The sequence below is a fragment of the Arthrobacter psychrolactophilus genome (genome assembly GCF_003219795.1).
GTDB classification, from domain to species: Bacteria; Actinomycetota; Actinomycetes; order Actinomycetales; family Micrococcaceae; genus Specibacter; species Specibacter psychrolactophilus.
The window spans coordinates 84195-97776 of record NZ_QJVC01000003.1; the positions used below are offsets into that span (position 1 = coordinate 84195).

General features: G+C 62.8%; 9 protein-coding genes. 2 read left to right on the forward strand and 7 right to left on the reverse strand.

Going from position 1 to position 13582, the window contains the following annotated elements; genetic code table 11:
- Position 1: 1 nt before the first annotated feature.
- Entirely contained in the window at positions 2-703 is a 702-nt protein-coding gene (locus CVS30_RS04840; RefSeq protein WP_110484204.1) for a FadR/GntR family transcriptional regulator, read from the reverse strand.
- 370 nt (positions 704-1073) lie between these two features.
- Between CVS30_RS04840 and CVS30_RS04845 the strand changes: the two genes are divergently transcribed.
- Positions 1074-1913, forward strand: coding sequence for an SDR family oxidoreductase (locus CVS30_RS04845; protein ID WP_110484205.1), 840 nt, complete (start codon positions 1074-1076; stop codon positions 1911-1913).
- A gap of 21 nt (positions 1914-1934) precedes the next feature.
- Here the strand turns inward: CVS30_RS04845 and CVS30_RS04850 are convergent, their stop codons facing one another.
- The 6 genes from CVS30_RS04850 to speB form a co-directional block, all read right to left on the reverse strand.
- Positions 1935-2225, reverse strand: a complete 291-nt coding sequence (locus tag CVS30_RS04850) for a hypothetical protein (RefSeq protein ID WP_146233341.1) — start codon at positions 2223-2225, stop codon at positions 1935-1937.
- A 290-nt stretch (positions 2226-2515) separates the two neighbouring features.
- A complete protein-coding gene (locus tag CVS30_RS04855; RefSeq protein ID WP_110484437.1) occupies positions 2516-3145 on the reverse strand; it encodes a CG0192-related protein in 630 nt (209 codons plus the stop codon).
- A 221-nt stretch (positions 3146-3366) separates the two neighbouring features.
- Complete coding sequence (locus tag CVS30_RS04860) at positions 3367-6234, reverse strand: tetratricopeptide repeat protein (RefSeq protein WP_110484207.1); 2868 nt, start codon at positions 6232-6234, stop codon at positions 3367-3369.
- A 70-nt stretch (positions 6235-6304) separates the two neighbouring features.
- The gene (locus CVS30_RS04865) at positions 6305-8137 is read right to left on the reverse strand and encodes an HSP90 family protein (RefSeq protein WP_110484208.1); all 1833 of its coding nucleotides are present in this window, start codon (positions 8135-8137) and stop codon (positions 6305-6307) included.
- 120 nt (positions 8138-8257) lie between these two features.
- On the reverse strand, positions 8258-9946 hold the full coding sequence (locus CVS30_RS04870; RefSeq protein ID WP_110484209.1) for a thiamine pyrophosphate-binding protein: 1689 nt from the start codon (positions 9944-9946) through the stop codon (positions 8258-8260).
- Positions 9943-11025, reverse strand: a complete 1083-nt coding sequence (gene speB, locus CVS30_RS04875; protein ID WP_110484210.1) for an agmatinase — start codon at positions 11023-11025, stop codon at positions 9943-9945. The genes CVS30_RS04870 and speB overlap by 4 nt, the downstream gene beginning before the upstream one ends.
- 387 nt (positions 11026-11412) lie before the next feature.
- Here speB and CVS30_RS04880 point away from each other — a divergent pair, with 387 nt between their 5' ends.
- A complete protein-coding gene (locus tag CVS30_RS04880) occupies positions 11413-13392 on the forward strand; it encodes an APC family permease (RefSeq protein WP_110484438.1) in 1980 nt (659 codons plus the stop codon).
- The last annotated feature ends 190 nt before the right edge of the window (positions 13393-13582 follow it).

Consider the following 13582-nt stretch of genomic DNA (forward strand, 5'->3'; position numbering starts at 1 on the left):
CTCAGTGTGCTCCCGTGATGATGTTCAGTGCGGCGTCGACCGCGGTGAGGTGAACGGACATGGCGCGTCCGGCGGCGGCGGGGTCACCGGCGGCGATCGCGTCAAGGATGTGATTGTGTTCGGTATCCGAGGTGCGGGCGCGGCCGGTAATCAGGTTGATGGTTTCGGATTGTTTGGCCATGGCCTCGCGGATGTCGCTGACGACGCGTTCGAACACGTCGTTGCCGCTGGCCTTGGCGACGGCGGCGTGGAAGCTCGCGTCGAGGCTGACCCAGATCTCAGGGTCGTCTTCCTCGGCCATGAGGGCCAGGATGCCGCGCATTTGCTCGAGTTGTTCGGCAGTGCGGCGGGTGGCGGCAAATTCGGCGGCGGGCACCTCGATGTGCGGGCGCGATTCCATGAGGCTCCGGGCCGAGTACTGGCCCAGGACAAGCTCGGACGAGGCGCGGCTGGCGATGACGAAGGTGCCCTTGCCCGTGAGAGTTTCCGTCAGGCCGAGGGCGGTGCACGAGCGCAGCGCTTCGCGGATGACCGAGCGGCTCACGCCGTATTGGGTTGCCAGCGCAGTTTCGGAGCTGAGCTTGCTGCCGATAGCCAAGGCACCGCTTTCGATGGCCGTGCGGATGGCCTTAAATACGGCTTCCGCGGCACTGACCCGGAGAATCGGCCCCTGTCCTGCTGTCCAGCTGTCTGACAAGTTCATAATCGAAACTATGACAGCCCTCACACCAAGCTGTCAATCCCACCCTTCCAACGCCGCACCACTTTCCGGCGGTTTTTGGGAGACGCCGCACCACTTTTCGGTGGTTTTGCCAGGCCTCGCGCTAACTCCCTGAACGAGGTTCCTCACAGGAAAGCCAGCAGGGGCGGAGCATGACCCGCCCCGAGACTCGGTGCTTACCTCCGGATCCAAAAGCAAAACCACAAAAAGGAACGGTTCATCCGGGGGCTGGCTCCGGGACGCTTCTGATTGACATCACGGAGTTGCTCAAGGCACCTAAATCTGATCACCAGCTGTCGCGAGCAGTAGCTGAGCCCTCGACAATTGCAGCGTCCAAGGATGTACTGGAGCCATGACACTTCCACGCATCGCCGTCACCGGCGCTACCGGGTTCATTGGCGGCCACACGGCCCAGACTCTGGCCGACGCCGGGCTCCCCCAGCGTCTGATTGTGCGCAACCCGGAGCGCGCTCCCCATCTTCCGCTGGCGGAGGTGGCGGTGGCAGCGTTTGGTGACCGTTCCGGCGTCGAGCATGCCCTCAAGGGAATTGACACGGTGCTCATGGTCTCCGCCGCCGAAAGTGCCACCCGACGCGAGGAGCACATGGCGTTCATCGACGGTGCGGCCGCTGCCGGGGTGCGGCACATTGTCTATACCTCCTTTGTGGCTGCCGCCCCGGATGCCGTCTTCACGCTGGCCCACGACCACTTCGCCACAGAGGAGCACCTGCGCAGCTCTGGCATGGCGTGGACGATTTTGCGGGACAACTTTTACCTGGACTTCATGCCCATGATGGTAGGGGACGACGGCGTCATCCGCGGTCCGGCGGGGAACGGCAGAGCCGCGCTGGTCTCCCGCCGCGACGTCGCAGCAGCAGCGGCAGCCATACTCCAAGACCCCGCCACGCACGCCGGACGGACGTACGAACTCACGGGCCCAGAGGCTCTCACCATGACGGACATTGCGGCTACTCTCAGCGCCGGATTGCAGCGGAGCATCAGCTTTCACAACGAAACAGTGGCGGAAGCGTACGAATCCCGCAAAGCGTGGGACGCGCCGCAATGGCAATATGACGCGTGGGTATCCACCTATACCGCTATTGGCTCGGGCGCCATGGAACAGCTAAGTACCTCCGTTGAGGAACTCACGTGTCGCAGGCCGCAATCTCTCGCGGAATTTCTCGCTGCCTAATTGGAAACCTGCGTGGCAACGTCAAGGGTTCTGATGGGAATTTTTCGCTGCGCTCGTCTGCGGCTCACCCCCATTGGAGCTCGAATTGCGCCGTGAAACCAGCTTCATGACGCTGGCTCGACCAATCGCCGTACAGAGCGCAACGCCGGCAGCCATCAGAAGCGCACGCAATGCTAGTGGACGATCCAGCCGGGTATTTTCGTCGAGAACGCCGCCAGTCGCTCCCTCCACCTGGCCATGGGATTCCGTGAGATTGGGTACCGTGAGCGGATCGCCCAGCTGAGTACCGGACCGCGCACCGGTCAATGGCAAGATACCGTCCTCTACGAGATCCGACTCTAGTTCTGGAGCCCGTATCGGTACTCTTCATGAAATACCGTCCCTGGCGCCCTGATCGCTAGACTTCAGGATGCTTCCTTCGCAACTGTGTCCACCGTTCGAACTGCAACTATCGACGCCACGATTGCGCCTGCGAGTTATTCGCGATGACGATCTTCCGGCCATGGTGGACGCCGCATTGAGCGGCATCCAAAGTCACTGCGTACAACGAAGAGCGGCACCGAGTTTATTCGGTACCGCCCTTCGGCGTTGAGAGTTGCGCGTTAGGAGACGGTCCCGGAAGCGATCAGAACCGGCTGCTCTTGGCCATCCCACACGACGGTGAGTCCGTGGGCCGCCGTGGTCTCGGCAGCCTGACCGAGTCTGCGAAGCACCTGAAGCTCAACGCCGCCGGCACTGATGGTGCTGACGTTGTCTTCTGTGCTGACGGACAGATCGGCAAGGTCAGGCAACGATGCGAGCGGAACTCCCGTGGCAGAGATAGTGGAGGTTTCGGGCAAGACTGTTGTCTCGCCGTCGGACTCTCTGAGCTGAACAGCCTGGGGCGTCCCCGTCAGCACGGCGGCGGCGAGGGTGGCGGCGTAGACTGGGTCGCCCACGGCGTCGTACGCCCAGCGTTCCCCCAGAACCGAGTGCTCCATGGTGCCGATCAGGAAATCCTCGGCGCCGGCCAAGGGAGCTCCACGGTAGGTCATGGGCACCTGGAAGACATTGTTGCCAGCGCCGACGAGTTGAGTCTCGACGCCCACCTCACCGGCGGGATCGTCAAAGCGGAACGAGCCCAGGCGCTCCACTTCCGTGTCGCCGGGGACGAACCAGGGTTGCTGCGGCAACCACAGCGCGAGAAGTTCCATTTTCGAGGGGCGCAGCTGCGCAGCATAAACAATAGCCATGCCACCCAGTGTAAGGCGGCGGGAATTCTCTTGTGCAGCTCCTGCGGGTGCAGACCGAACCACCAAATCCATTAAGCAGCTCCTGCGAGTGTGAACCGAGCCACCGAATCCTTTAAGCAGATCACGCGGGTGTGAGCGACAAACACCCACAGGAGCTGCTTAAGAGAATTGGCGCAGTGCCAAACACCCACAGGAGCTGCTTAAGAGATGTGAACCTGCGGCTATTGGCCGGCCTGAGCCTCGGTGCGTACCGTCGCAGCCTCCGCCGTCCGGCCTGCAGCTTCCAGACAGTCGGCCAGCTGGTGGCGGATGACTTCTTGTCCCTGCGGGTCATCGTCCAAGGAATCGATGACTTGTTTGTACAGGGCGATGGCATCGTCATATCGCGTCGCATTGTCCAGCATGTGTGCCGCTTGAAGGATGGCCCAGGCTGTTTGCTGCTGCGCACCGTCGAGCTTTTCATAAGCACTCGAGCCCTTCAGAGCCTGGGAGACGGCACCGTCCACATCTCCCCTGCGGAAGAGATGCGTTGCCCGGAGCATGAAGATCTCGGCCAGTTGGAAGGGCGACTCGCTGTGCTGCGCCAGAGTATTAGCGGACTCGATCATCGCTAGGGCACCGTCGTCACCGGCCAGGCTCAGGACCGCCGCCAGCTGCATCTGGGCGGCAACAATTGCTCGCGGATCGATCTCCTGCGCCTCATCCGCGCCGGTCAACAGCTCCAGGCCCGACTGCGCATGCTCGATAGCTTCCGGGTAATGCTCGGCGTCTTGATAGATGGAGGACATGGCAAGGTGCAGCTCAGAGGCCCGGGATGGTTCTTCATTGTCGATGAAGTGCTGCAGTCCCATCGTCCAGGCACTCAAGGCACCGCTGAGCTCGCCGGAATGGCGCAGGGCAGCACCCAATAGATCGTAAAGCTCGCCGCGATCGTGGTCGCCGATCTCTAGGGTGGTGGTACGTAGCAGCTCATCGACCAGCTCGATAGCTTCCTCATAAGCGCCGAATTCCACGAGGTCCTGACCTAGGGTGTAGCTCAGGGAGATCGCGACGGGTGATTCCGCCATCTGGGCTTGTTGAATACCAAAACGCAGCAGCGCCCGCAATTCTCCCGTGCGGCCCAGATCCATCAAGACCCCGGCAGAAAGCTGAATCGTCTGAAGTGCCGCATCGCGAGCGCCAATGCTGAGCAGGAGTTCGGTGGCAGCATCCGCGTCGAGCAAGGCTTTGGCGTTGTCGCGGGTCTGGATGTGGACGCGGGACCTCATGGCTAGGAGCGCTGCCCGCCCCACCACGGAGGGTTCCAGCTCGATGGACTGATCGAGCCAGACGTTGGCCCCTGCAGCGTCTTGTTCTTGGCCGCATAGCTGCAGCATGAGTCCGGCATACCGGGCTCGGGCCCGGCGCAGCTCCAACTCGGGGGAATGCCACGGGCCGGCCTCCCACACGGTGATGGCGTTATCCACGATCGCCAGGGTTGCGCGGGCACCTTCCAGATCGGAGGCCCCAATCAAAATGCCGGCGAGGACAGAGCTCAGAAGATACTGTGCCTCCGGATGCGACTCTTGCACGTCGATCTCATCGTTGATCAAGAGCAGTTTGGCCCGGTTATTGTCCTCACTATCGGGCCGGGCAAGAACTTCCGAGGCACGCTCGGTCAGCCCGGCCATGATCTCATCCCCGGCCAGACGTAGCGCAGCGGCTCGCAGGACAACAGCTTCACGAACCGCGGCGACATGTTCCTCGCCTGACATGTGTGCACGAATGCTAATGGCAGCGTTATGCAAGGCTGCGAGCTCGCGTGGATCCTGCGTCTGCGCCACTCCCTCTGCATAGGCCGAGAGTGCCGCATCAAAGTTACCCACTGAGCCCAGATCGAGCGCCCGATCACGCCACTGGGTACTGCTCTGCGGTTCCAGCACCGGTCGGGGCGTGGTGGCGGCAAAGGACTCCGCGCTGAGCGGGAAGTCATGGCTTTCGGAGATCATGCGGCGGCGATGGGCAATATGCTCTGCATGCCAGGAGTTGGAGTTGCGGGCATCAAACTCAGCGGCCAACGCCTCGGCGGCAGCCCAACACATCGGCGCCAGCTGCTGCGCGGTTAGGACCGTGGCTTGGTGGCCGAAGAAAGCCTTGAGCTGGGAGCTGTCGGAGCCACGCACGGGCACCTGGCCATGTCCGGCCACGATCATCTTGTCGAATAAAAGCCCCAGCGCGGCTAGGAAACCCATGTGGCTTCGATGCGCCAAGGGATCGTGGGCGAGCCAGGCCAGATGGCGTTCGGCCATGGCCAAGCCCCGGGCTTCATTGCCCGTGATGGCGCAAAAGACCAGGTGGTTGGCGACGATGCCAATGTTGTCAGCATTCTCGCGCGCTTCACGGTAACTGCGCATGTGGAGCGAGAGCAGGTTCTCGTACTGGCCATCGCGCAGCAACGACACGAGCGCCTGGGAGATGGCGTTTTCGGGTTCGACGCCGCACGAGTATCCGCCGTCGATCAGTTCGTTGAAAGCCTTGAGGCCGGCCTCTGTGTCACCTGTATTGAGGCGGTAGTCCAGGGCGACGGAGCGGACGCAGGCGTCGCAGTGCGAGTACTCGTCTCGCTCCATGGCCATGACCTCGGCAAAGGCCTCACGGGCATCGTCGAGGTGACCGTTCTGGAACGCCGATTCAAAGCGAGCCATGGCGACACCGGACAGACCGAGGTTGGCGTGCCGGTAATGGCGTTCCATGTCCGTCAACACGGCCTGGATTTGTTCCGTGGAGAACTGCGGGTCGCCGCCGAGGATGCCCACCATCCATTTGAACTGCCACAAGAGGTCGCTGCCGGCGTCGGGCTCGTTGGGGAATCGGAGTGGGTCCTCATCGTGCTTCGCCAGGCACCAGGCAAAATTGCTCAGCAGGGCATCGGTGTCGCCGCTCATCTGGGCGTTGTTGCCCAGGATCAGGCGGACTCGATATTCGCCTTCCTCGTCGCCTTGATCCACGGCGAGGCTCAGGGCCTTTTCGAGAATCGCGGAGAGTTCCGATCCCCACATGGTTTCTGTGGCTTCTTGAATCAGATCGGACAGTTCACCGCTCGTGTTCATTCCTGCGTTCCCCTCAATACTTTCGCGTGACATCTCAATGGCTACCGACCAGGCCCTGATGTGGCGTGGACTAGTGGTTTAGGCTCAGGTGTACTAAATCTCCCAGCGATTCGCTGAGCAGCCTGCGTTGCGCAACACCCAAGGGCAGATGCGCCGCCAACATGGCCTGGACGTAAAGCAGTTTGATGGTGCGGCTAAAAACGGCCTCGTCATTGCTCTGCGTCAGTGTCTGGATGAGTGGATTGTCCCAGTTGGCGCACAAGGTGGCCTTGTTCAGCTGGCCCTTGAGTTCCGCCGCGGCACCCAGTGATTTCTCGGCCTTGGCGAGGACGTCATTCCACAAGGAGCTGGCCACACGCCGGGCCGCACTGCGCTGCATGCCACGCAGCACCGCATCATCGGCCAGATACAGGGCCGAAACCTCGCTCGGCGCGAAGCTACGAACGGTGACCTTGACGTCAAATGATTCCAGAACAGCGCTGGCACGTTGCTCGAAAACCAGCACGGCTGCCCGCTCGGCCAGCGCAGGAACGGCCAGCGAGTCAAGCAGGGATGCCAGTTCCACTTTTTCAAGCGTGACGCCTTCAAACAGGAAGGGCAGGCGCCGAATAATCTCGCCGTCGTAAACATAGCCGCCGTTGACCACGGGTTCCTCGGCCGGCACGATGGCGGCGATCTGGCGGAACTCTTCTAGGGATTCGGTGTAGCGAATATGCTTTTGACGCGCGACCAGGTCCGCGATACTCATCCGTCCCGCAGTGGTCTCGACGTTAAGCCACCGCGTCAAGAACGAGGCAAGTTCGTCGTCGTACGCGACAAGCGACTTCAACCCCAGCTGATGAATCTGAACAAACTCGGCCAATTTATGCGGGGCGCTGATGCCCACACGCAGGATCCAGGCTCGGAGCGCGGCCCCCAATTCCTCGCGCGTGACCTCGAGCGCCTCGTCGGCGACCAGCGATTCCCGGGAGGCCGTTGGCTTCAGCCCGCTCGAATCCACGACGGCGCGCACAAAGAACGCCCACTCCGGCAACAGGTCCTGGTTGCGTTCGTCCACCAACATGCCGCCGAGATAGACGGCGTTGGCGGCGCGCGTGGACGGCGGCGGCGCATACGGCAGGATGTATGCGGTGCCGCGCGTGCCTGTCGCCGGGCCACCGAGTTCAATGACATCCAGCGGCTTAGCGCCCAGAAGCTGCGTGCCAAATTCCAGGATCTCGTCCCGCTGCTCGACGCGCGCCTCCCCCGTCAGGGCAAATACGGGGGCACGGTTGATCGTGTCGAATCCACCGGAATCATTGGCGATCAGGATCGGCACCGGCAGATACTGCCCGTACTTCGTGGCCAGCTCGGTGACCTTTTTGGGGCTGCACATCTCGGCATCGTCGCCGCGTGGCCGGAGTCGCACACTGGTCCCCACGGGAAGGTCGACGCCGTCCAGCACGGTCACGGAAAAAGTCCCGGAGGCGGAGCCCAGCCACCGCACGGCGCTCTCGCCTTCTTTCCGCGAGAGCACCTCAATCTCGTCGGCGACCATGAAGCAGGAGAGCAGCCCGATGCCGAACTGCCCCAGCCGGTCTTCTCGCGGCAGATCAAAAATGTCGCGCTTGGAGCTGCGCCCCACGGTGGCGAGCAGCTGCCCCATCTCGTCGGCGTTGAGCCCCACGCCGTCGTCGTCGAGCCGAAACACGGGATTGTCCGCGGTCACCGGGAAGATTCGCATCTGCCCCGGCGTCCCGGATCCGGCCAGCTCGCGCCGTGAGGAAATCGCGTCGCGGCCGTTCTGCAGCAGCTCGCGCAGATACACCTGCGGCCCCGAATAAATGTGGCGGCTCAGCAGATCGACCACACCGTGGAGGTCGACTTGGAACGGGCGGCTCTCAGACTCTAGGGCGAAACTCATGGGAACCATCCTATCGGCCGCCTCCCACACGCCTTGACCCACGATACGAGTGCGTCAACCGCCGGAAAGTGGTGCGGCGTTCCTCAAAAACGGCCGGAAGGTGATGCGGCGTTGAGGGGGTTAGAGGTTCAGGTGGGTGGGGCCGAACATCTTCAGCATCGTCTCAACCACGACGACGTTTGGCCCGTCAGCGGCAAACCCCGCCTTAAGCGCGTCCCCTACATCCGCAGCCGTCACGCGCTGAGCGGGAACACCGAAGGACTGTGCCAAGGCCACGAAATCCGGACGGGCCAGCTCCGTGTGTGTCGCCTTACCGAAAGCGTCGATCATGTACTCACGCAAGATGCCGTAGCCGCCGTCATCCACGATCAGCCAGGTGACCGGCGCATTGTGCTGCTTGGCCGTGGCCAGCTCGGCAATCGAATACATCGAGGAGCCGTCTCCGGCCACCGCCAAAACGCGGGCTGGTTTTCCTTGGCTTCGCAGGCCCAGGGCGGCACCGATCGCGGCGGGGAACGCGTAGCCTAGGCCACCGGCACCCTGAGCGGAATGGAATTCGCCGTCGCGCGAGTCCCAGCAGCTCCACCCCCAGTACGCGGAGATGGTCATATCCCAAAACGTCTGCATCTCCGCCGGGACGGCCGCACGAATGTCGGCCATGAACGTGCGCTCCAGCGTGAGATCCTGGCCGTCGAGCCGGGCCTGGACCTTAGCAAGGGTTTCTTGAACTACGCTTTGCGGGGTGGCGCCGTGCCAGTTGGCACGCTCGCCGTGCGCATCGGTCAGGGCAGCATCCAACGCGCTCAGTGCCTGGCCGGCGTCGGCCCTGATCCCCAGCGCCGGACGATTGGACTCGAGGACACGGGGTTCGGCGTCGATCTGAATGATGCGCCCGCGCGGCTCCATCGTGAAGTAATTGCTGGACACCTCCCCCAGCGATGAACCAATCACCACGAGCACATCGGCGTCCTCGAGGACCTCGGTGACGTAGCGGTCCTCGATCCACGATTGCAGCGACAATTCGTGCGTCCACGGGAAGGCGCCATTACCTCCGGGCGTGCAGATGACCGGAGCATTGAGCTTTTCGGCAATCGCCAGCAACTGCGTTTCTGCCTGCCCACGCCGCACGCCACCACCGGCAACGATCGCCGGACGCTCGGCCTCCGAAAGCCACTTCACGGCTTCCCGGACGAGCTCAACGCGCGGTGGGTTATCGAACGGTTCGGCGAGCGCGTCCTCGACGGCCGGCACAAAGATGGGATCGAGCAATACGTTTTGCGGCACCTCTAGCCAGACAGGACCCTGCGGCGAGGACACGGCCTCGGTCCAGGCATCCTGAATCGCGGAAGGGATACCGGAGGCGTGCTGAATGAGCCGCTGACTCTTGGTGACATTGGCCGCGGAGGCTTTTTGATCATCGAGCTGGTGCAGCATGCCCTTGCGTCGGGCACCCAATCCCTCGAGCGGGATCTGGCTCGCCACCACAATCATGGGCACTCCCGTTGCATAGGCCTCCTGCAAACCGGCCAGTGCCGTCAGCGCGCCGGGCCCGGTCGAGAGGAACAGCACGCCCACCTCGCCCGTGGCCCGCGAGTAGCCATCGGCGGCGAACGCTGAATTGTTTTCCACCCGGGAGGAGACAAAGTGCAGGGAGGAACGGCTCAACGCATCGAAGAGCCCCAGGGCGTGCTGGCCCGGGATGCCAAACACGGTGTGGGCGCCAAGCGCGGTCAGTGTCTCAACCACAAGATCGCCACCATTGCGCTGGACCTGCGGGGCTTGGGCTGCCACGTTCACTACCTGCGTCACTTACTGTCTCCTTCGATAGTGGTGGTCGGCGCGAACCCGGCCGGCCGACGTCGTGCTTCTGCATCCAGAGCCTGGGCGGCGTATCCATTCGGCGCGCCAAAGCGGTCCCCTGCAATAAAATTATCGGCCATCAAGGTGACCAGTTCATAGCCCACGTGGCTCGCGGCGATGCCCGTGATCTCGGCGTGGTCATAGGCCGGGGCCACCTCCACGATGTCGGCGCCCACCAGATTCATACCGCGGAAGCCGCGGATGATCTCGATGAGTTCGCGGCTCGTGATGCCGCCGGCCTCGGGTGTGCCGGTGCCGGGGGCGTGCGCGGGGTCTAGGACGTCGATGTCCACGGAAATGTAGAGCGGGCGTTTGCCGATGCGCTCCCGGATCTTGGCCACCGTCTCCAGCACGCCCTGGTAGTAGACGTCGGCGGCCGTGACGATGCCGAAGCCGAAGCGGTGATCGTCGTCGAGGTCTTTTTTGCCGTAGAGCGGGCCGCGAGTTCCCACGTGCGAGATGGCCTCGGTATCCAAGATGCCCTCCTCCACAGCGCGGCGGAAGGGTGTGCCATGCGTGTATTCGGCGCCAAAATAGCTATCCCAGGTGTCCAGATGCGCGTCAAAATGCAGCATGGCCACGGGCTCGCCGGCACGCTCGGCAGCGGCACGCAGCAACGGCAGCGCGATGGTGTGGTCGCCACCGATCGTCAGCAGCTTGGCGCCGCCAGCCGTCAGATCCAGCGCATTTTGCTGAATGGTCTCAATGGCCTCGTTGATATTGAAGGGGTTCACGGCCATGTCACCGGCGTCGGCCACCTGGCAATTTTCAAACGGGGACACGTCCCAGGCCGGGTTGTACGGGCGCAGCAGGCGGCTTGCCTCACGGACATGATTGGCGCCGAAGCGGGCCCCGGGTCGGTAGGAGACGCCACTATCAAAAGGGACACCAACGACGGCGATATCGGCTTTCGCGACCTGGTCTAGTCGCGGGAGGCGTGCGTAGGTAGCGGCCCCCGCGTACCGCGGAATCCTCGAGGAATCGATGGGGCCAAGATTCCCGTTGGCCTCGATGCGGAGCTCTTTCATGGACGTCCTTGTTCTCTCGAGCAGTGGCTCAGCGGATTTAATGCAGTAGACGTACGTCACAACCGAGCAATTGTTCACCATAATACAACTCTCGTTGCCTAATGGAAACCATGAGTCGCATTCCGCGAGCCAGCCACCCCGGCCACCATTCGCTTCTTCGCACCTTGTCCGCTGAGAGGGGAGGGATAGATACCCCCTATAAGCGGACACGGTGCGGGTACACGCAGTTCACTGGCGCACGGCAAAAATGAGGCCGTATAGATTCCGTTAAGAAGCCGCTTTTCCGCTCCGGGCCGGTGCTAGTGTCCTAGTTGCCGGACGATGGAGCCCCCAATTCATCGTCCGGCATCCGCCGCCACCGGACGGCATACACTGAAAGGCTTGACCGTGACCTCCCTGACCAAAGCTCCAAGCGAACCCTGGGATTCAGGGAAACTCCACGGCAAGGTGGCCCTGCACCAGTGGCTCCTCGAGGGCATGCCGGAGAGCTCCGGTAAGCAGCAAGGACCCCACGGCCGACCGGCACCCAATCACAAGCCCCATTCTTGGTGGCGCGTCATGTGCCTGACAGGTCTGGATTACTTTTCCACGCTGGGTTACCAGCCCGCCATCGCAGCCCTGGCCGCCGGCGTCCTAGCACCCCTGGCCACCATCGTCCTGGTCCTCGTCACCCTGCTCGGGGCCCTGCCGGTCTACAAGCGCGTGGCCCGCGAGAGCCCGCACGGGGCCGGATCCATCGCCATGCTCGAACGCCTCCTCCCCCGCTGGTGGGGCAAGCTCTTCGTGTTGGCACTGCTGGGGTTCGCCGCAACAGACTTCATGATCACGATTACACTCTCCGCCGCCGATGCCACGGCCCACGTCATCGAGAACCCCTTCGCCCCCGACTTCCTCCACGGGCAAAACGTCATCATCACACTCGTCCTCGTGGCCGCGCTAGCTGCCGTGTTCCTGCGTGGCTTCAAGGAGGCCATCGGCATTGCCGTGGTTCTTGTGGCCCTCTTCCTGACTTTGAACCTTGTGGTCATCGCCGTCGCCCTCACTAAAGTAGTGCACAGCCCGCACCTGACCAACGACTGGTGGACGGCGCTCACCACGCAGCACGGCAATCCGATCATGGTCGTTGCGATCGCCCTCCTGGTGTTTCCACGACTCGCGCTGGGCCTCTCCGGCTTTGAAACCGGTGTGGCCGTCATGCCTCAGATCAAGGGCCCAGCCACCGACACGGACGAGAATCCCGAGGGTCGCATCAAGGGTGCGCACCGCTTGCTGACCACGGCTGCCGTCATCATGAGCACCTTCCTCATCACCTCCTCCTTGGCCACCACCATCTTGATCCCGGCCGCCGAATTCCAACCCGGCGGCGAAGCCAATGGCCGCGCCCTGGCCTTCCTGGCCCACGATCTGCTCGGCGAGGGCTTTGGCACGGTGTACGACATCAGCACCATCGCTATCCTCTGGTTTGCCGGTGCGAGCGCCATGGCCGGCCTACTCAACCTGGTGCCGCGTTATCTGCCACGCTTCGGCATGGCGCCTGAATGGGCCGGAGCCGTGCGTCCGCTGGTACTGGTGTTCACCGCCGTCGCGCTTTTCATCACCATCATTTTTAAGGCCGACGTCGATGCCCAGGGAGGTGCCTACGCGACAGGCGTGCTGGTGCTCATCACCTCGGCCGCGATCGCCGTGACCCTCTCGGCCAGGCGTAAGGGCCAGAAGGGGCGCACGATTGGTTTCGGCGCCATCTCGCTCGCCTTCTTGTACACAACCGTGGCGAACTCGATTGAGCGCCCGGACGGTCTGAAGATCGCGCTCATGTTTATCCTAGGCATCGTGGTGGTCAGCCTGCTCTCGCGCATCCGCCGTTCCTTTGAACTCCGGGCCAGCTACATTCGCATGGATGAGGCGGCCATGAGCTTCGTGGCCGCCGTGGATGAGGGCACGATTCGGATCATTTCCCACGACCCCAAGACCCGCAGCGCCTCGGCGTACCGGCGTAAACTGGCCCACGCCACGCAGGTCAATGCCATGGGTGATCCGCGCTGTGTGCTGTTCATGGAGGTCATTGTGGATGACTCCTCCGACTTTGAAACCGCGCTCGAGGTCCGGGGCATCACCCGCCACGGATTCAAGATCCTGCAGGTGCACAGCTCCAATGTGCCCAACACGATTGCCGCCGTGCTGCTGCACATTCGCGACGCCACGGGCATGATCCCGCACATTTACTTCCGGTGGACCGAGGGCAACCCCATCAACAACCTGCTCAAGTACCTCCTCATCGGCGAGGGCGAGATCGCCCCCGTGACCCGTGAGGTGCTGCGCGAGGCCGAACCCGATCTCACGCAACGTCCTTGGGTACACGTCGGCTAAGCCCCGAGGGGCCCATCACGGAATAGAAAATGCGCCATGAGGTGCATTTTGGCCTCGGGCATGTCCGTCTCTGCGTTGACTTGGCAGCTAACGCCCTTCTGACCGTGGAATAAGGGCATTAGCTGCCAAGTCAACGCACGGAGGCGGAGGTGGCGGAGGAGGCGGGGTGGGCGAGGTACACGGTCACGGT

Coding starts and splice junctions, on each gene's coding strand:
- CVS30_RS04840 (WP_110484204.1), bottom strand. CDS start 703: ATGAACTTGTCAGACAGCTGGACAGCAGGACAGGGGCCGATTCTCCGG.
- CVS30_RS04845 (WP_110484205.1), top strand. CDS start 1,074: ATGACACTTCCACGCATCGCCGTCACCGGCGCTACCGGGTTCATTGGC.
- CVS30_RS04855 (WP_110484437.1), bottom strand. CDS start 3,145: ATGGCTATTGTTTATGCTGCGCAGCTGCGCCCCTCGAAAATGGAACTT.
- CVS30_RS04860 (WP_110484207.1), bottom strand. CDS start 6,234: ATGAACACGAGCGGTGAACTGTCCGATCTGATTCAAGAAGCCACAGAA.
- CVS30_RS04865 (WP_110484208.1), bottom strand. CDS start 8,137: ATGAGTTTCGCCCTAGAGTCTGAGAGCCGCCCGTTCCAAGTCGACCTC.
- speB (WP_110484210.1), bottom strand. CDS start 11,025: ATGAAAGAGCTCCGCATCGAGGCCAACGGGAATCTTGGCCCCATCGAT.